At 61.9% G+C, this 21,245-nt stretch carries 18 protein-coding genes and 1 pseudogene; 9 read left to right on the plus strand and 10 right to left on the minus strand.

Translation table 11 applies throughout. The features are described 5' to 3' along the window. From HUS66_RS02775 to HUS66_RS02800, 6 genes and pseudogenes are all read right to left on the minus strand, one after another. Window positions 1-116: pseudogene (locus HUS66_RS02775) on the minus strand (sulfate adenylyltransferase subunit CysD); the annotation flags it as partial. A 183-nt stretch (window positions 117-299) separates the two neighbouring features. Then, entirely contained in the window at window positions 300-1,136 is an 837-nt protein-coding gene (gene cysQ / locus HUS66_RS02780) for a 3'(2'),5'-bisphosphate nucleotidase CysQ (protein ID WP_282847993.1), read from the minus strand. A 63-nt stretch (window positions 1,137-1,199) separates the two neighbouring features. Next, window positions 1,200-2,963, minus strand: a complete 1,764-nt coding sequence (locus HUS66_RS02785; RefSeq protein WP_175069454.1) for an SLC13 family permease — start codon at window positions 2,961-2,963, stop codon at window positions 1,200-1,202. A 441-nt stretch (window positions 2,964-3,404) separates the two neighbouring features. Then, window positions 3,405-4,865, minus strand: a complete 1,461-nt coding sequence (locus HUS66_RS02790) for a sodium-dependent transporter (protein WP_175069455.1) — start codon at window positions 4,863-4,865, stop codon at window positions 3,405-3,407. A 178-nt stretch (window positions 4,866-5,043) separates the two neighbouring features. Further along, on the minus strand, window positions 5,044-6,162 hold the full coding sequence (gene hppD / locus HUS66_RS02795) for a 4-hydroxyphenylpyruvate dioxygenase (protein ID WP_175069456.1): 1,119 nt from the start codon (window positions 6,160-6,162) through the stop codon (window positions 5,044-5,046). 330 nt (window positions 6,163-6,492) lie between these two features. Continuing rightward, complete coding sequence (locus tag HUS66_RS02800) at window positions 6,493-7,104, minus strand: LysE/ArgO family amino acid transporter (RefSeq protein ID WP_175069457.1); 612 nt, start codon at window positions 7,102-7,104, stop codon at window positions 6,493-6,495. Window positions 7,105-7,222: 118 nt separating this feature from the next. Between HUS66_RS02800 and HUS66_RS02805 the strand changes: the two genes are divergently transcribed. Beyond that, the gene (locus HUS66_RS02805; protein WP_175069458.1) at window positions 7,223-8,134 is read left to right on the plus strand and encodes a LysR family transcriptional regulator ArgP; all 912 of its coding nucleotides are present in this window, start codon (window positions 7,223-7,225) and stop codon (window positions 8,132-8,134) included. An 86-nt stretch (window positions 8,135-8,220) separates the two neighbouring features. Here HUS66_RS02805 and HUS66_RS02810 read toward each other — a convergent pair whose 3' ends face one another. The 4 genes from HUS66_RS02810 to HUS66_RS02825 form a co-directional block, all read right to left on the minus strand. Then, a complete protein-coding gene (locus HUS66_RS02810) occupies window positions 8,221-9,294 on the minus strand; it encodes a DUF2955 domain-containing protein (RefSeq protein ID WP_217487885.1) in 1,074 nt (357 codons plus the stop codon). A gap of 8 nt (window positions 9,295-9,302) precedes the next feature. After that, a complete protein-coding gene (locus tag HUS66_RS02815; protein WP_175069459.1) occupies window positions 9,303-10,367 on the minus strand; it encodes an HlyD family secretion protein in 1,065 nt (354 codons plus the stop codon). Then, the gene (locus HUS66_RS02820) at window positions 10,367-10,870 is read right to left on the minus strand and encodes a MarR family transcriptional regulator (protein ID WP_217487887.1); all 504 of its coding nucleotides are present in this window, start codon (window positions 10,868-10,870) and stop codon (window positions 10,367-10,369) included. Before HUS66_RS02820 ends, HUS66_RS02815 begins: the two co-directional genes overlap by 1 nt. A 227-nt stretch (window positions 10,871-11,097) precedes the next feature. Then, on the minus strand, window positions 11,098-11,406 hold the full coding sequence (locus HUS66_RS02825) for an MTH1187 family thiamine-binding protein (protein ID WP_175069460.1): 309 nt from the start codon (window positions 11,404-11,406) through the stop codon (window positions 11,098-11,100). A gap of 215 nt (window positions 11,407-11,621) precedes the next feature. On the opposite strand from HUS66_RS02825, the gene cfa reads away from it, so the two are divergent. From cfa to HUS66_RS02865, 8 genes are all read left to right on the plus strand, one after another. Then, on the plus strand, window positions 11,622-12,773 hold the full coding sequence (gene cfa / locus HUS66_RS02830; RefSeq protein ID WP_175069461.1) for a cyclopropane fatty acyl phospholipid synthase: 1,152 nt from the start codon (window positions 11,622-11,624) through the stop codon (window positions 12,771-12,773). Window positions 12,774-13,173: 400 nt separating this feature from the next. Then, entirely contained in the window at window positions 13,174-14,103 is a 930-nt protein-coding gene (locus tag HUS66_RS02835) for a GGDEF domain-containing protein (protein ID WP_254628667.1), read from the plus strand. 148 nt (window positions 14,104-14,251) lie between these two features. Further along, a complete protein-coding gene (locus tag HUS66_RS02840; RefSeq protein WP_175069462.1) occupies window positions 14,252-16,222 on the plus strand; it encodes a RecQ family ATP-dependent DNA helicase in 1,971 nt (656 codons plus the stop codon). A 160-nt stretch (window positions 16,223-16,382) separates the two neighbouring features. After that, a complete protein-coding gene (rbsD, locus tag HUS66_RS02845) occupies window positions 16,383-16,802 on the plus strand; it encodes a D-ribose pyranase (RefSeq protein WP_175069463.1) in 420 nt (139 codons plus the stop codon). Beyond that, entirely contained in the window at window positions 16,799-18,325 is a 1,527-nt protein-coding gene (locus tag HUS66_RS02850; protein WP_254628668.1) for a sugar ABC transporter ATP-binding protein, read from the plus strand. The genes rbsD and HUS66_RS02850 overlap by 4 nt, the downstream gene beginning before the upstream one ends. Beyond that, window positions 18,322-19,284: a ribose ABC transporter permease gene (gene rbsC, locus HUS66_RS02855; RefSeq protein WP_175069464.1), complete on the plus strand. Its 963-nt coding sequence runs from the start codon at window positions 18,322-18,324 to the stop codon at window positions 19,282-19,284. The genes HUS66_RS02850 and rbsC overlap by 4 nt, the downstream gene beginning before the upstream one ends. Window positions 19,285-19,346: 62 nt before the next feature. Beyond that, the gene (gene rbsB / locus HUS66_RS02860; protein WP_175069465.1) at window positions 19,347-20,228 is read left to right on the plus strand and encodes a ribose ABC transporter substrate-binding protein RbsB; all 882 of its coding nucleotides are present in this window, start codon (window positions 19,347-19,349) and stop codon (window positions 20,226-20,228) included. A 9-nt stretch (window positions 20,229-20,237) separates the two neighbouring features. After that, window positions 20,238-21,242: a LacI family DNA-binding transcriptional regulator gene (locus HUS66_RS02865; RefSeq protein WP_175069466.1), complete on the plus strand. Its 1,005-nt coding sequence runs from the start codon at window positions 20,238-20,240 to the stop codon at window positions 21,240-21,242. The last annotated feature ends 3 nt before the right edge of the window (window positions 21,243-21,245 follow it).

Consider the following 21,245-nt stretch of genomic DNA (forward strand, 5'->3'; position numbering starts at 1 on the left):
ATCGAATAGAGCATGACCGGGTTGGCGAACTCGGCGGCCACCTCACGGATGATATGAATCGACTCGGCTTCGAGTTGTTTGAGGTGGGTTCGTCTTTCGGCAGATATTTCGGACATCTAAGTTAGCCTTCGAGTTTAGAGACAATAACTGACTATTAGCTTGAAGCCAGAAGCTGGAAGCCGGAAGAAACACCAAGGTCAAAACAATGCCCTACAGCTGGACTCCAGTGGGTTTTCTTCCAGCTTAAGCCCGCGAAGCGGGCGCTCTTCCAGCTTCTAGCTCCCGGCGAAGCCGGGCCCTTACGGCTTCAGGCTCGCGCGAAGCGCGCGCTCCCATCGCTCATCACGCTGGCCACAAACAATAAAGAAGGGGTTCAAGACGCTGTCTTGCTGGTTACAGCGCAGGGGCTCGAGGGTATGCGCGTTGAGCACGTCACCACCGGCTGCCGTCACCACGGCCTGGGCGGCAGCGGTATCCCATTCACAGGTGGGCGCCAGGCGCGGATAAAGATCCGCCTCGCCTTCCGCTACCAGACAGAGTTTGAGTGAACTGCCCATGGAAACGCGCTCGTTGGTCGGCAGGCCGGCACAAAATGCCTCGAATTCAGCAGCACCGTGAGAGCGGCTGCCCACGACCTTCCATGAAGCCTGGCCAGGCTCGGGCAGTTGACGAACCGAGATAGCCTTGGTTTGTCCATCCTGCACCTTCCAGGCTCCCTTCCCGGCCTGACCGTACCAGCTGGTTCCCCCCTCGCCGAGCACGGGGGCATGAACGATGCCAAACACCGGCACCCCATCCTCGATCAGGGCTAGGTTCAGAGTGAATTCACCGTTCTTCTTGATAAATTCCTTGGTGCCATCCAGGGGGTCGATCAGCCAATAACGGCCCCATTTTTGCCGAGTCTCAAACGGGATCTCGCCAGACTCTTCAGAGAGAATCGGCACATCTGGCGTCATCTCTTTAAGCAGTGCGACCAGTGCATGATGAGACGCCATATCGGCTTCTGTGAGGGGGCTGTCATCCGCCTTGGTTTCTACCTGAAAATCACGCTGATAAATGTCCAGCACCTGGCTTCCAGCCTGTTGAACACCATCGAGTAAACGCTGACACACGGCGGACGAGATAAAATCGCTCACAAAAGCTCCTTGTAATACGGTAAAGGCGGGTAGTGGCCGGTTCGTCGACTTTTCAGGCACAGCCTAAAAAGCCCAAAAGAAGGGAATCAAGCTGACGGACACCACCCCAGTGATCAGGGTTAATGGCGCACCAAGGCGCAGATAATCGGTCATACGGTATCCTCCCGGTCCCAGCACCATCAGATTGGTCTGGTAGCCCAGGGGGGTCATAAAGCTGGCCGATGCCGCGAACATGATGGCGATGGCAAATGGCATGAAGTTCACACCAAGCTGATCGGCAACCGACATGGCAATCGGGAACATCAGCACTGCGGCAGCATTATTGGTGATGACCTCGGTAAACAGCGTGGTCAGCAGGTAAACCATGGCCAACGCCAGCCAGGGCGACATATCAGAATCCACGAGCAGCCCGGCAATCGTCTGGGCGGCACCGGATTGCGTCATGGCGGCGCCCAGCGCAAAAGATGCCGCTATAACAACGAGAACGGAAAGATCGATATAGCGGCGCGCCTTGCTCACGGTAATGCAGCCGCTAATCAGCATGCCGCCGCCAGCGAGCAATGCCGATTCCAGTATCGGCACTATGCCGAGCGCACTGGCCATTACCATCAGCGCCAGCACACCAAGTGCCAATGGCGCTTTGCGAAAGTTGGGCGGCGTAGAATCATTTAGCGCACTGACCAGTAGGAAGTCCTTGCGATAGCGATACTGCTCGACAAATTCCTGGGCGGTTTCCAGCAACAGAGTGTCACCGACCTGCAGGCTAATATCGCCTACTTTTCCCGGCAGACGGCGCCCTTGCCGGGAAATGGAAAGGATGACGGCCTGAAAGCGCGAGCGGAACTTGGTTTCCCGCACGCTTTGACCGAGTCCGGCAAAATCCGGCCCTATCACCGCCTCGACCAGGCAGCGCTTGTGATGGTCGACCTTGAGCTTATGAACATCGCCGTTAGCAGGCGCCAGGCCACGCACCCGCCGCAGTTCACGGGCACACTCCGGCGCACCAATGAATATCAGCGTATCGCCTTCTTCCAACTGGGTATCTGGTGGTACCGCCGTCATCAGGCGGTGTTGACGCTGGATGTCGGTCAGGTAGCCGAATTGCAGGTTGCGCAAGCCTGCCTCTGCAATGGTCTTGCCTTTCAAGGGGCCGCCAGGTGAAACGACGAATTCGACGCTGTACTCGCGAGCCTGATCGAGCTGTTCGATGACACCTTCACGGGACGGCAGCAGGCGGTCGGCAAACAACATCAGGAACAGGCCGCCTAGCAACAAGACGGGGATACCCACCTGGGCCAAGTCGAGCATGCCTAGCGCAACGCCCTTTTCGCTTTGCAGCAGGCCATCGACCACTAGGTTGGTGCTTGTCCCGATCAGCGTGCAGGTGCCACCCAAGATAGCGATGTAGCTAAGCGGCAACAGCAGCTTGGACGGCGGTAGCCGCAGCCGTTTGGACCACTCTTGGATAGCCGGGATGAACATCGCCACCACGGTGGTGTTATTCATGAAGGCACTGAGGCCTGAAGCCGGCACCAGCATGCGCCACTGGGCGCGTTTGAGGGTATGGGGCTGCCCCAGCAGGCGAGTGGCGATCCACTGCACCGCCCCGGTTTCCTTGAGGCCTGCAGCCACCACATACAACGCGGCGATGGTCATGACGCCGGTATTGGAAAACCCGGCCAAGGCATCGCCAGGGGCAAGCACGCCGCTCACGACCAGAAACGTCATGGCGCTCATCAGAATGGCATCGGGTGCTATGCGCGTTGCGGCCAACGAGACCAAGACAAACAACACACTACTCAGGCTTAGCCAGGCATCCAGCGGCATCAGAATCTCAACATGCAAGGAACGGGGTTGACGGCATCAATATCAAGTACCGAAACCGGTAGAGGGAGAGGCGACGAGGGAAGGGATATGCAGTATTCAAAAGCATCAAGGCACGCTACCGCCCCGGGATTGAAGCGGGCGCATTCCCTTGCCCGTGAGTCGCTGCACATACACAGCGCGTCACACCATTCCATGGTGCTTTGTCAGAAAAAACAGACATATTGTATGGACTTTGCAGAGTTATCTCTAGCCTGAGTCCATCGTAACGCCTTAGCACCGGCTCTCATTCTTTTTTCCAAAGCCTGGTGAAAGCGAGTGAGAGCAGCATGAGCGGCAACCCGTCAAAGTAACGATTTACCACATCAGAGGGGAAGGCATGTTACACAATGAAACGCCCCCGCACGAGGCGGGGGCGTTGAGGCTTGCGGGTTTAGGGCGAGATCAGGCGGCCAGCTGACGCTTGATGCGCGGGCTCAGGAGTTCGCCGATCACGGTGATAGCGACCAGCACACCGAGCCACCAGTACCACTGGCTGCCCATGTCCAGCTCCATCAGACCCAGGCTGTCGATGAACACCAGCACGATGCCCAGCGGGCTCACGTAGCGCACCATGAACAGCCACAGCGCATGCTGGGTGTTGGAGAGGCCCAGCTCGGACTTGAAGATCTCATGACGCAGCACGAAACCGGCCAGCAGCGCCATCCCCAGGCCGCCCAGCGGCATCATGAAGCGCGAGGTCAGGTAATCGAGCCAATCGAAGGCATGCTTGCCAGCGATCGTCCAGTCGGACCCGATATTGAAGGACAGCATGGCCAGGGTGCTGAGCAGCCACAGCACGATGCCGGCGCCCCAGGTCGCCTTGGTACGCGAAATCCCCTTGCTCTCGTTGAGCCAGGCCACGGTGGCCTCGATCATCGAGATGGCAGACGTCAGGGCCGCCATCGACAGCATGACGAAGAAGATCGCCATGAAGATGCTGCCAAACGGCATGGCCTGGAAGGCCAGCGGCAGGCTCATGAACAGCAGGCCAGGGCCGGCGGCCGGGTCCATGCCGTTGGCGAAGATCACCGGGAAGATCGCCAGGCCCGCCATCAGTGCCACCAGGGTGTCGGCGATGGCCACTGTAAAGGTGGTACGCGCGATGGACGCACCATCCGGCAAGTAGGAGCCGTAGGTAAGAATGGCACCCGAGGCTAGCGACAGGGTGAAGAAGGCGTGGCCCATGGCCGCCAGCAGGCCTTCGCTGGTGAGTTTGCCGATTTCGAAAGAAAACAGGAAATCCATGCCGGCGCCAAAGCCACCGGAGAACATCGCGTAGCCGATCATGATCGCCAGCATGATCACCATGCCCGGCATCATCCAGCTGACACTCTTCTCGATGCCCTGCTGCACCCCCTTGCCGACGATCAAAAGGGTGATCACCGTCACCAGGGTGCTCCAACCACCCAGTGCCAGCGGGTCGGCATTGTTGGCCGCAAATATGGCCGCCATGTCGCCAACCTCAGAGCCCACCAAGCCACCGGTCACGGTCTTCCACAGATAGGAGAACGACCAGCCGGCCACCACTACGTAGAACGACAGGATCATGAAGCCGCACAGCATGGCCATCCAGCCCACTAGCGACCAGAGGCCGCCGCGCCCGGATTCCCGGGCCACGCGACGAATGGCATCAATGGGGCTACCGCGGCCGCGACGGCCAAGACCGATCTCGACCATCATCACCGGGATGCCGACGGCCAGGATGCAGGCCAGGTAGACCAGCACAAAGGCACCGCCGCCGTACTCGCCGGTCATGTAAGGAAACTTCCAGATATTGCCCAAGCCCACGGCAGAGCCGGTAGCCGCTAGAATGAAGCCCCAGCGCCCCAGCCACAGGTTCTTGGGTTGTTGTCTCGCCGTCATGTCACACCTTCAGGGTTGTTGTTATACGGGATTTTAGCGTTTTTGTTCGTGCGTTGACCATGCGACCAAAAGGATGCTCTATCGATAAGCCTCAACTCGTGGCAATCCATCGCCGATTGGCGACAACGCCAGCAGCTTGCACCAGGCATGCCGTCTCCGGCACACCCGGTAGCTTGCCTCAGTCGTCCTTGAGCACGCCGCGGCGAATCTGGTCTTCCTCGATGGATTCGAACAGTGCCTTGAAGTTGCCCTCGCCGAAGCCGTCGTTGCCCTTGCGCTGGATGATCTCGAAGAAGATCGGGCCGATCACCGTCTCGGTGAAGATCTGCAGCAGCACGCCCTGCTCCGGCGCCCCGTCCACCAACAGGCTCAGCTCGCGCAGTTCGTCGACGTTCTCCTCGTGGTTGGGTACCCGCGCATCCACCTTCTCGTAGTAGGTATCCGGCGTGGTCAGGAAGGTCACGCCGTTGGCGCGCAGGGCCCGCACGGTCGCATAGATATCGTCGGTGGCCATCGCCAGGTGCTGGATGCCTTCGCCGTTGTACTCGCGCAGGAATTCGGCGATCTGGGAGTTGTCGTCGGCCGACTCGTTGATCGGGATGTGCATCTTGCCGCAGGGCGCGGTCATCGCCCGGGAAAAGAGCCCGGTCATCTTGCCTTCGATGTCGAAGTAGCGGACCTCGCGGAAGTTGGCGACCCGGGTATAGAAGTTGGCCCAGATATCCATCTGGCCGCGATCGACGTTATGGGTCAGGTGATCCAGCACCTTCAGGCCCACGCTGTGATCCTGAGGGGTGCGCCCGGGAATCGCCTCGAAATCGATGTCGTAGATGGTGCGACCCTCGCCATCGAGCTGGTGGTCGACGAAATACAGAAGCGACCCGCCAATACCCTTCACCGCCGGTATGCCCACCTCGCCTGGGCCAACCGGGTTCTCGGCGGGCTCGGCACCCTCGGCCACCGCATGCTCGAAGGCCTTGCGGGCATCCGCCACCCGCCAGGCCATGGCGCAGGCGCTGGGGCCGTGAAGACGGGCGAACTCGGCGGCGAAGCTGTCGGGCTCGGCGTTGAGCACGAAGTTCACGCCCTCTTGCTGAAACAGGAAAACCTGCTTGGAGCGGTGTTTGCGGGTCTCGGTGAAACCCAGCTGATTGAAGAGTGCACGCAGTGCCTCGATACCCTCGGCGGTCGGCGCCGTGTATTCGACGAAGGCGAAGCCGTCGGTACCGATCGGATTATGAGCGGAGGCACGGGGCACTTCCTGGGTGTCCAGGGCCTGGGTGGTGGGGGCATTCATGGCAATCTCCTTGGCATTTGCTTGGCATTGTTGTCATGCCCTCGCTGGAAGCGGCGAGGGGTGATCCGTGGCAACTAGCCTAGGGGCCGCCGAAACGGCGAGGAACGCCTGAAACCGGGTTTCGCACCGCTGTCTGCGCGCGATTTCATCGCACAGTGTCACGAAAACATGACACCCAAGACGGCAGGCTCTGAACATGGGCAATGGGTGGCGAAAAAACCTGACAAGCCGTAACGAGAGGTTTACAGCACCCTTGCCACTCTCCTTCTCGGATCTAACGCGTTACCCCTGCCTTTGCCGGGATGCCAGATCGAGCGCTCAGGCTCGGAGTCAAACGGGCAGCATGCCGCCGACCAGCAGGCGCCAGGCAATCACCGCCATGGTGACCCCGATCAGGGTATCGATGACGCGCCAGGCCTTGGGGTTGGCCAGTTTAGGGGCCAGCCAGCTGGCCGCCGCCACCAGCCCGAAGAACCAGCCGAAAGACGCCAGCGCGGCGCCGATAAAGAAGCCACCGGGGCTCTCCTGAAGAGCGCCCACCACCCCGAGCATTACCAGGGTGTCCAGATAGACCTGTGGGTTTAAAAGCGTGACGGCCAGCGTCGCCAACAGCACCTCCCGCCGCGAAGCCGGTGCTCTAGCGTCGGCGCGCAGCCCATGTGGCTGCCAAGCCCGCCGCAGCGATTGCCAGGCAAGGAAAGCCAGATAGGCCGCCCCGCCCCAACGTGCCAGCAGCATCAGCAGGTACTGCTCGGCCAGCAGCGTTCCTAACCCCAGCACCCCAAGCCCCACCAACACCCAGTCGCACAATGCACAGATGGCCGCCACCAGCCAGACATGTTCACGACGCAGCCCCTGACTGAGAACAAAGGCATTCTGGGCGCCGATAGCCATGATCAGCCCCGCTCCTACCAGCAGCCCCTGAACGGCAGATACCCACATCTTTAGCGACTCCTAATCATGGGTTTTAGCAATTAACGACTTGCAAAGCACCGCCAGACTAGGCTTGACTGAATGGATAAGTGAAATTAATTGGCAGAATGGGGAATTAACCACACTGATGCTCGACTACAAGCTTCTCGAGGCACTGGCTGCCGTCGTCGATCAGTCCGGCTTCGAGCGGGGCGCCCGACACCTGGGGCTCACGCAATCTGCCGTCTCGCAGCGCATCAAGCTGCTCGAGGCAAGGCTCGGCCAGCCTGTGCTGGTGCGCAGCCCCAAGCTCGCACCGACGCCGCTGGGGCGCCGGCTGCTCAACCACGTGCTTCAGGTCGGCCTGCTCGAGCACGATCTGCTCGATCAGGTGCCGGCGCTGGGCGACAGCGAGCAGCGTCTGCGGCTGGCCATCAACGCCGACAGTATTGCGACCTGGTGGCCACCGGCGGTGGGTCAGTTCTGCGCAGAACAACACGTGCTGATGGACCTGGTGGTGGAAGACCAGGACGTGGCCTTGAAGCGCATGCGTGATGGCGAAGTGGCTGGCTGCATCTGCACCACGCCTCGTCCGGTCCAAGGTGCTCGCGCTCATGCCCTTGGCAGCATGCGCTATCGCGCCCTCGCGAGCCCGACCTATGTGGCCAGGCACTTCCCGGAGGGCATCACGCATCAACGACTGGCGAGCGCGCCTGCGATCGTTTATGGGCCGGACGATCGCCTGCAGCATCGCTATCTGGCCATGCGCGACTACCACGCTCCATTCCCCCACCACCTTTGCCCTTCATCGGAAGGCTTCGTGCGTCTGGCGCTGGCGGGCATGGGCTATGGGTTGATTCCGGAACGCCAGGCGGCGCGGGAACTGGCCGAAGGATCGCTGGTAGACATCGCCCCCCACAGCCATATCGACGTGCCCCTCTACTGGCACCACTGGCGCCATGGCGGGCAGATACTGGCTGCCCTGACCGACCACCTGCTGACCATCAGTAGCCACTGGCTAGCGCCGCTGCACGAAGATCCCGAGCCAGGCAACGTATGAAAAGTACTGCGCTCGACACCCTTCATGCCTGCCACCTTTCTCCCTGGGCTCCTACACCATTCTGCCCTATACCATTCTGCTAGCGCTCAGCCCAGAGGCTGTAGGCGCGTTGCGGCGAAGCGGTCGAGCAGGTGGTGCATGACGTAGACCGTCATCAGCGTCAATATCACTGCAGTCGCCACCGAACTGAAACGGTACAGTGCGTCGTAGACGAGATCCTGCCGGGGGCTGAGGTACTGACCGAAGAGTATGGCCATTGTGGTCAGCCCACCGAAACCGGTCGCCGGCATGCCACCCTCCAGCATGTGGTAGCGGGCAAAGACCAAACAACCGAGCCATAGCCCGAAGGCGGCAAAGGGCAGCACGTTGTAGTGGCCCAGCAGCGCCACCTGAATCAAGAGCCCCGCGTTGCAGCCGAGCAGGGTTCCCACGGCCCGGTGTTTGCCGGCCATGCCGGCCCCCCGCCAGTTGAGCGGGAACAACACCAGGATCGAGGCCACCTGGGCCGACAGTGAATCCTTGAGATCGAAGACCTGGAAGACCAGGAACGACAGGGTCGCCACGGTCGTTGCCAGGATGATCTCATGGCGCTGATTGCTGACCGGCTTGGCCGGCCGCTTGGATGGCGTGCGAGCCGTCACGTCGGGGAAGACCACGTGCATCAGCATGGCGATGGCCACCGTGATGATGGAGCCGACGATGTTGCTGGTCACGATGTCGAAGACATCGGTCTGCGGGTAGCTCACGAAGTTCAGTTGCACCGACAGGCTGACGACGCACTGGGCACCGAACAAAAACAGGTGCCCCTGAGTCATGCAACGAAACAGCCAGGCGTAGATACCCATGACCAGCAGCGTCATCGGCACCAGTTTGTCACCAACGCCTCCCGCCACGACTAGCGTGACCACGCTGACCACCAGCATGCTGGCCAGGAACTGACGGATCACGTGGGCCGTAAGCACCGGCACCAGCCCCAGCAGCAGGACCGGGTAAACGGCAAAGAAGGTGCCGTAATTCCAGTTCATCAATTTGCAGACCAGAAACCCCAGCAGCACACCGCAAGCGATCCGCAGGATCTGGCGCAGATCATTCCGGCTCAGCCGCGAAGGCGAAGGGCCAGCGCTTAAAGGACGGGAGGCCGGGGAACCATGACGACGCATGAACGACCTCAATAGATGAAGTGAATCAGGCTGACCAGGCGAGCCTGCAAGGCACCCAACCAAGCAGCCAGCCCGCCAACCGGATGTAACTGCACCGTGGCCCGGGCGCCGGAGGGCAACCTCGCCAGCACATCGGGCGCGTCATCGAGCTCAAGATGCAGCCGCTGACGCTGCGCATCGCGCACCCAGCGGTCGGAGCTCTTGGGATCGGCCAGGCTGCCATCGGCCTGCAGCTGGCCGTCCTTGACGCCAGCGTCACGGCCGACCACTCGGGCATCGAAAACACGCCCGGGATAAGCATCGAAAATCACACTGGCCGCATCGCCTTCATGCACCGAGCGCAGGGTCTTTTCGCGAAAGTCAGCAATGACATCCGCCTCATCGCTGACCAGCGCCAGCATCGGACTGCCAGCTTTGGCATAGTCACCGGCACTGACCTGAAGGTTGGAGACCGTGCCGCTAATGTCTGCCTCAACGCTCGTATACTCGAGGTCGAGACGCGCCTTGGCCAGGGCGTTACGCGCCCGACGAAGGCGCAAATTGTCGTCCCCCTGCCCGCCACGCTGTGCCTGAAGGGCATCGACCTCTGCCTGTGCGGCCTGCACCTGCGCCTGGGCTGCCTGGTCGCTGGCACGGGTCTGGTCGAAATCCTGCCGGGAGATACTGTGCTGAGCGATCAGTCGCTCGGCGCGGGCCATGTCCTGTCGCAGCTCGTCGGCATCGGCACGCTTGGCCGCAAGCGTCGCCTTGGCCGCCGTAATCGAGGCATCGAGCTGAGCGTTGTCGCGCTGCGCCTCTTCGAGCGCCAAGGCGGCATCTTCCACCGCCAGCCGGTAAGGCCTGCGATCGAGGGTGAACAGTGACTCGCCGGCGGCGACATGTTGATTGTTGGCAGCGCTCACGGTGACGACCCGGCCACTGACCTCGGGTGCGACTCGCACCACCGGATGCATGACCCGCGCCTGGGGCGTCATGGGCATCCATAGGTCGGCGGCCAGGAAGTAGCAGAAACACACGGCAAAGACGACCAGTGCGACCCGTACCAGGCGGGCAAAGTGCTGATCCGGTGTCATCAAGAGGGCTCCTCAGCATCATGGGGCCGGATCAGTTGACGAGCATTGGCCTCGATCATGCCGAGGCTGTCGGCCATGGCGTTCAAGCGCTCATCGCTGAGGCCCCGGTAAAGATGCTGGCGAACCGACTCGATACGCGCCTCTAGCTCCCTGAGACATTCAACGCCGGCCGGCGTGAACCACAGGCTGCGTGCACGCCGGTCACCGGCCACGCTGCGCCGCTCGATGAGTCGCTGGGCTTCCAGCTGGCTTACGGTGCGGAAAAGAGATGGCATTTCTATGCCCAGATCGGCCGCCAAGGCTCCCTGTGTGCAGCCTTCTCCTAGCTTCGAGAGATGCACCATGGCGGTCCAGCGTGCTTCGGTGATACCCAGCGGCTTGACTGCGTTGGTAATGGCCACTCGCCATTGACGGTGGACGCGCCCCAGCATTCCGCCTAGCGATGGCATCATCGGCTCATGCTGGGTGGTGGAAGACAAAACGTGATGGTGTGACGTCGACATGGCGGCAGACTCCTGAGCATCAGTACCGCCGTCCATAGCGGTGGCACACAGCGCGTTGACAGGAAATATTTCCGGCCACCATATCAAAAGTTAGCGTGCGAATAAAATAGTTCGCACGCTTAATCTATTCCTCCGCTACTTACTCCACTACGTCCTCCACTATTTCCTCCACTACGGCCAGTACCGGTGCAAGGCGCCAGCACCAGCGATCAGGCCAGGTTCCCTGCCTACCGTTCAGCGTCCAGTAGAGCCTCGACGCTGCTTACCTTGTCTTGCATGCGCTGGTCCCGATCGATACGTGTCCCAAGCTTCAGAGTCGTGGTGATGCGAGGCGCGCCCAGTTCATGAACCACTTGGTGGCAGCGTTTGATCACCGCCATGACCTCATCCCAGCCACCTTCAATATTGGTGCCATAAGCATGCATGCTGTGCTCTAGACCGGCGGTCTCGATTTCTCGCTGGCAGGCCGCGATGTAGGGTGACACCGAAACACCGACGCCCAGTGGTACGACGCAAAGGTCAACGATCACGCGCATGGCATAGTTCCTTTTCAAAATGAGGGTATTGATTTTTAAACCGCTTTTCCCACCGCGTTAAACGAAGGGGGTAGGCTTAGCGGCCGCTTATTGGCTATGTTTGATACACAAGTTGGATAAACCGGTTGGATGAACCAGAGGTAGTGAAGGATCCGGGATAGCGACTGGGCAGACCGGTTCGTATTGCCTCTTGTCTGACGGATCAGGAGACAGCCATGACCAGCGACCCGCGCATCGGAGCCATCGCCCTACCCGATACACGTGCCCGACGAATCGTCGAGCAACTATTGGAGGGCTCAGGCGTGGCCCTCAATGGTTCGGCTCCCTGGGACATGCAGATACTGCATCCCGATATTTTTTCGCGACTGCTCCACCAAGGCACCCTGGGGCTCGGGGAAGCTTATATGGAGGGCTGGTGGGAGTGCGAACGCATCGATGAGATGATCCATCGCATGCTGCGTCATGGCCTGGGTGAACGCGCCCACACACCGACCGAACGCATGCTTTACCGCCTGCAGAATGGCCTGTTCAACCTGCAGAGCAAGGCGAGAGCCTATATCGTTGGCGAGGCCCATTACGACCTGGGCAACGACCTCTTCGAGCGCATGCTCGACCCGACGCTTTGCTATTCCTGTGGCTATTGGAAACAAGCCGAAACGCTCCACCAGGCCCAGGTCGCCAAGCTGGACCTGGCCGCTCGCAAGTTGAACCTCGCCCCCGGAATGAAAGTGCTAGACATTGGCTGCGGCTGGGGCAGCTTCGCCGAACATGCGGCCCGCCATTACGGGGTGGAAGTCACCGGTATCACCATCTCCAAGGAGCAGGCCGAACTGGCACGTCGCCGGTGCCAAGACCTGCCGGTCACGATCCACCTACAGGACTACCGCGAACTCGAAGGACAATATGATCGAATCGTGTCGATCGGCATGTTCGAACATGTTGGCCATCGCAACTACAGAACCTACTTCGACACTGTCGCCCGCTTGCTGACCCCGAACGGGCTCTTCCTGCTGCATACCATCGGCTCCAATAATTCGGAGATCAGCGCCGACCCATGGATTCATAAGTACATCTTCCCTAATGGCGTGCTGCCTTCCGCCATGCACATCTCGCGCGCCAGTGAGAGCTATCTGTTGATGGAGGACTGGCAGAACTTCGGTGCCGACTACGACCGCACCCTGATGGCTTGGCTCGAGAACTTCACTGCGCGCTGGCCGGAAATAGCCGACCGTTACAATGAAACCACTCGGCGCATGTTCCGCTACTACCTCTCTGCCTGTGCCGGCGCCTTCCGAGCCCGGGACCTTCAGCTTTGGCAGATCGTGTTTTCCATGGGGCGTGAGGGCCGATACGACGCCGCACGTTGAGGCCCGCTTCACCTCGCTTGAGCCTAGAGCCTAGAGCCTAGAGCCTGCGCGGGCAGAATTTATCAGACCGACATGGCCTGCTGGCCCGCGGCACCTCTCAAGCTCTGCGGTCTAGCGGTCCGTTGCCCATGCGTGAACCGGTTCGGTCACTCTACGACCTACTCTGAGCGAGTCATCTAAGCCATTAGCAAGCCGATCCTACTTAGGTATGACTACAATCTCTTACAAAATCTGTCATACCAGTAGTACAGCGCATCATTAATAAACAAAATATAATATTGCGCGGTCCTGCTCATCACCCCTCCTCAGGCACTTTAGAGGCAGTAAGGCGTCCACTCCATCCAGGAGTGCTTCATGCACTTCGTACCGGCCCAGACTGCCCTAGCAAAGAGATAGCATCATGGCTTTTGATGACACCTCACTGGATGACACCTCACTGAATGACACAGGGCACGACCTGGATCGACTCAAGGCCATGACCGAGTCCCTGCCCGGCATCGTTTTCCAGTTCTACCGGAGCCATCATGGAAAGGTGTGTTTTCCTTACCTGGCTGGCGACAGTGATATTTTCGGCGATACAGCCCAGCGCGCGCACATGAGCGAAGATGCCAAACACGCCTTCGATCATGTGCACCCTGACGACTTTCCACGCCTGATGGTCGCCGTAGAGCGCTCGGCCAAGTCACTGACGCCCTTGGCGACGCAGTTTCGTCATTGCGAACCAGGGGGAGAAGAGTATTGGATCGCTGTGCGTGCGAAACCCGAGCGTTTGAGTGCCGGCACGCTCTGGAATGGTCTGATGGTCAACATCACCGAGCAGATCGAGTACCAGGCGCATCTCCGTGAGTTGTCAGACACCGATGACCTCACCGGCCTGCCCAATCGGCGCAAGCTGATGTGTCACCTGGGGCGGGAGATCTCACTGAGCAATCGACATGGCACTCCCCTGTCGCTGATGATTATCGACATCGACCACTTCAAGCGCGTTAACGATACCTGGGGACACCTGCAAGGCGACAAGGTGCTGCGCCGCCTCGCCGGTTTGTGCCAGGGTCTGCTTAGAGAAGAGGACTGCCTGGCTAGGCTTGGAGGCGAAGAATTCGCCGTATTGCTGCCATTGACGCCGCTCTCCCACTGCCAGGATCTGGCCGAACGCCTCCGCCGCGAGATTGCCCATCATGACTTCGGCCTACCCAACGCCAGTATCACCATCAGCACCGGCATTGCCGAGCATCGCATCGGCGAGCTTCGCGACCAGCTGCTGGAGCGCGCCGACCAAAGGCTCTATGCGGCCAAGCGCCGAGGTCGCAATCTGGTGATAGGCGCTTGATAACAGGGCGGACATCCAGCTTGACCTGTATCCTGTTGCGCGACGTCTTCGGTTAGGCAAAGCCTAAGACGTTTTCCGCCAACCGGCGTTCTCGCCATCACGGCCAGCGCCTTCAGCACCTGCCCTCATGATCAGCCCAGGAGCCCTCATGTCCCCGACACCCCAGCAGACCCTGCGCGACGTCTTCGGCTACGACGACTTCCGCCCCGGCCAGCGTGAGGTGATCGAGGCGGTGAGCGAAGGTCGCAGTGCGGCGGCGATCTTTCCGACGGGCTCCGGCAAGTCGCTGTGCTACCAGCTACCGGCGCTCACGCTGCCGCACCTGACGCTGGTGGTCTCGCCGTTGCTGGCGCTGATGCAGGACCAGCTGGCCTTTCTGGCGCGTCACGGCATCGCGGCGGCCAGCATCGACTCCAGCCAGAGCCGCGAGGAGGCGGCGCGGGTCATGGAAGGCGTTCAGCGCGGCGAGATCCGCATCCTGATGATCTCGGTGGAGCGGCTCAAGAACGAGCGTTTCCGGGCCTTCATCGCCCGAGTGCCGATTTCGCTGCTGGTGGTCGACGAAGCCCACTGTCTGTCGGAATGGGGCCACAATTTCCGCCCGGACTACCTGAAACTGCCCGACTATCAGCGCCAGTTCGGCATTCCTCAGGTGCTGCTGCTGACCGCCACGGCCACGCCACGGGTGATCAAGGATATGCGCGAGCGCTTCGCCATCGCCCACGAGGACGTCACCACCACCGGCTTCTACCGGCCCAATCTGGATCTCGCGGTGATGCCGGTGGCATCGGATCAGCGCGCCCGCACCCTGGTCGAGTGGCTGAGGCCCCGGCTCGCCGAAGGCGTCTCGCGTCCCACCATCGTCTACGTGACCCTGCAGCAGAGCGCCGAGCGGCTTACCGCCTATCTGACCAAGGCCGGCATCCAGGCCGCGGCCTATCACGCCGGCCTGCCCGCCGAGACCCGCGACCGGGTGCAGCAGGACTTCATGGGCGGCCAGGTTAACTGCATCGTCGCTACCATCGCCTTCGGTATGGGCATCGACAAGGCCGACATTCGCCAGGTAGTGCACTTCGACCTGCCCAAATCGATCGAGAACTACAGCCAGGAAATCGGCCGCGCCGGCCGCGATGGCAAGCACTCCGAATGCCTGGTGCTTGGCGGTCGCGATACCTTGAACGTGCTCGAAAACTTCGTTTATGGCGACACACCGGAGCCTGACGGTATCCGACGAGTGATCGGCGAGGCCCTGGCAGCGCCAGGCGGACAGTGGGAGCTGATGCTCAATGCGCTGTCCCAGGACAGCAACATCCGCCCCCTACCGCTCAAGACCCTGCTGGTGCAGCTCGAGCTGCGCGGCATCATCGCGCCACGCTATGCCTACTTCGCCGACTACCGGCTCAAGTTTCCCAACGGCCCGGCGGCACTGGTCGAGCGCTTCAGTGGCGAGCGCCAGGCCTTTCTGCAGGCCATCGTCGACTCAAGTACCGCTGCCCGCACCTGGCATACGCTGGACTTCGCGACCCTCGAGCGGCTTGGGGCGGAGCGTGGCCTGGACACCCGCCGGGCGCGAGTGATCACAGCGCTGGATTACTGCCGGGACCAGGGCTGGTTGGAAGTCGAAAGCAAGCAGATGACCGAAGTCTATGAGGTACTCGCCCCCCAGGCGGACGCCGAGCGCCTGACCGAGGAGCTGAGCACCTATTTCCAGGACAAGGAGCACAGCGAGATCCGCCGCATCCATGCCATGCTCGAGCTCTTCGAGAGCGAAACCTGCCTCAGCCGGCGTCTGGCAGGCTACTTCGGCGACGACCGGGCTCCTGAGCACTGCGGCCATTGTTCGGTATGCCGACAGGGGCCCGCCCGGTTGCCGCCTGGCACTCCCCTTCCTCCGCTGGAGCCCCATCGGGTCGCCGACTGGTGCGCTCCCCTCAGCGAACGCTATCGCGAGCTTTTCGGTGCCCCGCCCTCCTCGGCCCTGCTGACGCGCTTTCTGTGCGGCCTTACGTTACCGGTGTTCACTCGCCTCAAGGCGCGCCGACTGGAGGGCTTCGCGGCGCTGGAAGCCTATCCCTTCGCCGAGGTGCAGGGCTTTCTGGATGTTCAGCGAACGGCTTAGGCTCGGTACGGAAACGAGGACTCAACATCTCGTCTCGATCTAACGTCATCAGCAGGTACTAGAGGTCAAGCGAACCTGGCTTAGACGTTTGGACCATCGGTGGCGCAAACGTTTGCGCGTTACAATGCAGGCCTGAATTCTCTGCTACAGCGTGAATCCCGTGAAACGTCATGGCCTGCTCAACGCCCCGCTCAATGCCCTGATCGCCGAACTCGGGCATACCGACACCCTGGTGATTGCCGACGCGGGGCTGCCGATCCCGTCCGACGTCCCCCGTATCGATCTTGCGATAACGCCCGGCCTGCCCGGTTTCTTGCCAGTGCTCGATGCCTTGCTCGAAGAGCTGTGCGTCGAGAGCGTGACCCTCGCCAGCGAAATCACCACGCACAGCCCGGCACTCAATGAGGGTATCCAGCATCGCCTGACCGGGCTCGAGGCGCGGGACGGCCAACCGGTACCGGCGTCCTATGTGTCTCACGAGACCTTCAAGCAATCGCTCCACCAGGCCAAGGCGGTGATTCGTACCGGTGAATGCACGCCCTATGCCAACCTTGCCCTGCATAGCGGGGTGCCGTTTTGAGCGCCGCAACACGCCAGGCGCTGATGGAGCTGAAAGGCATCGAGAAGCGCTTTTCCGGCGTCACCGTGCTGGAGGGGGTCGACCTAGCGCTGTATCCCGGCTGCGTTCAGGCCCTGGCCGGCGAAAACGGCGCCGGCAAGTCGACCCTGATGAAGGTACTCAGCGGTGTGCATCAGGCCGATGCCGGCGAGATCTGGCTGCGCGGCAACAAGGTCCGTTTCACGACACCTCGCCAGGCCATGGAAGCCGGTATCGCCATCATCCACCAGGAACTCAATCTGGTCGGCGGTCTCTCGGCCGGCGAGAACATCTTCCTGGGCCGTGAACCCCGCACCCGCTTGGGCACCGTCGACTGGCCGCGGCTTTACCGTCAGGCCGGCGAACTGCTGGCTCGCCTCAAGCAGCCCATTGATCCACGCGCTCCGGTTGCCGGTCTCAGCATCGGCCAGCAACAGATGGTGGAGATCGCCCGCGCCCTGTCGCTGGACGCCGAGATCATCATCATGGACGAGCCCACCGATGCCCTGACCGGTATCGAGACCGAGATCCTCGAGCAGGTGGTCGCCGCACTGCGCGAGGAAGGCAGGTCGCTGGTGATGATCACCCACCGCCTGCCCGAGATCTTCCGCATGTGCGACAGCGTCGCGGTGCTGCGCGACGGCCAGCTGGTGCATGACGGGCTAACCTCGGCGCTCAACGAGAACGACCTGATCCGCAAGATGGTGGGGCGTGAGCTCGCCGACCGTTATCCCTACGAGCCGCCCACGCTCGGTGAGGTGATGATTGAGGTCGACAGGCTGTCGGCACCTGGCGTCTTCGAGGTGTCCTTCTCGGCCCGGGCCGGTGAAGTGCTGGGTTTCGGCGGCCTGATGGGGGCCGGCCGCACGGAGATGGCTCAAGCCATTTGCGGCGATAGGCCCATCCAGGCCGGCGAGGTGCGCATTCGGCAGCAGCCCGTGCGCTTCGCCTCTCCCCAAGACGCACTTCGCGCAGGCCTGGTCTATGTGCCCGAAGACCGCAAACAGGCCGGGCTGCTGCTCGAACACTCGGTGGCCGACAACATGTCGCTCGCCGCCCTGCCCGCCTTCTGTGGCCCGCTCGGGCTGATCAACGCCGGACGTGAACGCGCTGCGGTGGCGCACTATATCGAGGCCTTTCAGATCAAGCTGCGGGACATGCACCAGCCCATCGACACCCTCTCCGGTGGCAATCAGCAAAAGGTTTCCCTGGCCAAGGCGCTGATGACAAAACCGGAAATCGTGATCCTCGACGAGCCCACCCGTGGCGTCGACGTCGGTGCCAAGCGCGAAATCTATCTGCTGATCAACGAGCTCAAACGCCAGGGCAAGTGCGTGCTGCTGATCTCCTCGGAAATGCCCGAGCTGCTGGGGCTTTCCGATCGCATCATGGTGCTCGCCAATGGCCGCATCAGCGGCGAATTCACCCGCGAAGACGCCACTCAGGAAACCATCATGACCGCCGCTGCACACAGCGAAGCAGCCACGGAGACCGTCACCCCATGAGCACCCTCACCATGAACAAGGCCGCTACCCGGCTGTTGATCGACAACAAGGCCTTCCTCGCGCTTGCGCTGCTGGTCATCGTCAGTGCCGCCCTGAGCGACAACTTCCTGACCGTCGACAACATCCTCAATGTGCTGCGTCAGTCGAGCATCAACGCCATCATCGCCATGGGGGTGACCTTCGTCATCCTGACCGCCGGCATCGACCTGTCGGTGGGCGCCGTGCTCGCCCTGACCGGCGCCTTCGCCGGTGCCATGACGGCCTCGGGACTGACACCCTGGGTAGGGGTGCCCGGCACGGTTGCCGCCGGCGCCTGCCTGGGCGCCATTTCCGGGGCCTTCGTGGCCTTCGGACGCATCCAGGCCTTCATCGTCACCCTGGTGGCCATGACCATCCTGCGCGGCGCGGCCCTGGTCTTCACCGACGGGCGCCCCATCTCGATCGGCACCACCCCGGCCGCCGATCTGTTCTGGCAGCTCGGTGGCGGCTACTGGCTGGGCGTGCCGATTCCCATCTATTTGATGTTCTTCGTCTTCGTGCTGTGCTGGGGCGTGCTGCATCACACCCGCTTCGGCCGTCATGTGTATGCCGTGGGCGGGGGCGAAAAGGTGGCACGCCTCTCCGGCATCAACGTCGCCCGCGTCAAGATCAGCGTCTATGCAATCTCCGGGGCCTGCGCGGCGTTGGCAAGCGTGGTACTGACCGCCCGCCTGGGCTCGGCCCAGCCCACCGCCGGCACTGGCTATGAGCTCGATGCCATCGCCGCGGTGGTGATCGGGGGCACCAGCCTGATGGGGGGCCGTGGGCGCATCTTCGGCACTCTGGTCGGGGCACTGGTCATCGGTGTGCTCAACAACGCGCTCAATATCATGGGCGTGTCATCGTATTTTCAGATGATCGCCAAGGGCGCGGTCATCCTCCTGGCCGTGCTGCTCGACAGCCGGTCAAATTCGTCGTGACACGCCAGCACGACACCTCTGCTTGACAACACGCTGCATAACAAGACCTTAGGAGCCAGACCATGAAGAAACTGCTACTCGCCTCCGCCGTCGCCGCCGGCATCGGTCTCAGCGGCAATGCCATGGCCGATCGCATTGCCCTGGTGGTGTCGACGTTGAACAATCCCTTCTTCGTGACCATGCAGGAAGGGGCCGAACAGCGGGCCGAGGCCCTGGGCCACGAGCTTATCGTGCTGGATTCCGGCAATGATGCCGCCCGAGAGCTCTCCAATGTCGAGGACGCCTTGTCCCGCGACATCGATCTGCTGCTGATGAACCCGACCGACTCCGATGCCGCCGTATCCAGCGTGCGCTCCGCCAACGCCCGCAACGTGCCGGTCATCACCCTGGACCGCAGCGCCAACGGCGGTCGCGTGGCCTCGCACATCGCCTCCGATAACGTCGCCGGCGGCCAGCTTGCTGGCGGCTTCATCGCCGAGCAGCTGGGGGGCGAAGGCCAGGTCGTCCAGCTCGAGGGCGTGCCGGGTGCCTCGGCCACTCGTGATCGCGGCGAAGGCTTCATGGCAGCCGTCGAAGCGGCGCCTGGCCTCGAACTGGTGGCCTCTCAGCCGGCCAACTTCAACCGCACCGAGGGCCTCAACGTGATGGAGAACCTGCTTCAGGCCCACCCGGACATCCAGGCGGTGTTTGCCCAGAATGACGAAATGGCGCTCGGCGCTCAGCGTGCCCTGCAGGCCGGCGGCAACGACGACGTCATCCTGGTCGGCTTCGATGGCACCGATGCCGGTGTCCAGGCGGTGAAAGACGGCCTTATGGACGCGACCATTGCTCAGCGCCCTGCGCTGATCGGGGCTCTCGGCATCAACACCGCCGATGCCCTGCTCAAGGGGGAAAGCGTCGAAGCCAATATCCCGGTGCCGCTAAAGCTGATCACCCAGGAATAAGCAGAGCCCATGGCTCGACTGAAGGACGTGGCAAAGCAGGCGGGGGTATCGATCACCACCGTCTCGCACGTGGTCAACCAGAGCCGCGCCGTTGCACCCGCGACCCGACTGCGGGTGCAACGGGCCATCGCGGAGCTTGGCTATCGCCCGGATACCATTGCGCGCTCGCTGCAATCCAGGCGCAGCCGCACCATCGGCATGATCGTGACCAGCGCCGACAACCCCTTCTTCTCGGCGCTCATTCGCGGCGTCGAGGATCACTGTTTCGACTGCGGGTACAGCCTGATGCTGTGCAATGCCGACGACGTCGATGACAAGCAGGTGGCCTACCTCGGCACGCTCCTCGAGCGCCGTATCGATGGGCTGATCGTGATGACTTCGCGCAACGGCCCTGGGTTTATCGAGGCTCTGAACCGTCAGGCCTTGCCCACCGTGATGCTGGATGCGGCCTCAGCCCCGCGCCCGGACATCGCCGTGGTCAACGACGACTCCCGCCTGGGGGCACGGCTTGCGATAGAGCATCTGCTCGCCCAAGGCCTTGAGGATATCGCCCTGCTCACCGGCCCTGCCGACCACCCGCGCTCTCAGGAGCGCCTGGCCGGCGCGCTGGACGCCTGCGAGGATGCAGGCCTGGCCTTGCCGACCGAGCGCATCATTGCCACCAACCTGCTGGCTGACGGCGGCCATGCCGCCATGCGCGAACTACTTGAAAAGGGCCAGCCGCCCCAGGCGGTGTTCGCCTTCAACGATCTGGTCGCTATCGGCGCCATTCGCGCCGCCATCGAGGCGGGGCTCAGCGTGCCGGACGAGCTGTCCGTGATCGGCTACGACGACATCGACGTCGGCCGCTATAACTGCCCTGCCCTCACCACGATTCATCAGCCCATCTATGAGCTGGGCGCCACCGCAATCGCCCAGCTCATCGACCGGCTGGAGCATCAGCGTCCTTTCGTCCCGCTGACGGCTCTGCCACCAAGGCTGGTTATACGCGAATCGGTCAAGGGCGAGCGCTGAAAC

The organism is Onishia taeanensis, assembly GCF_013349955.1.
Taxonomy (GTDB): domain Bacteria; phylum Pseudomonadota; class Gammaproteobacteria; order Pseudomonadales; family Halomonadaceae; genus Onishia; species Onishia taeanensis_B.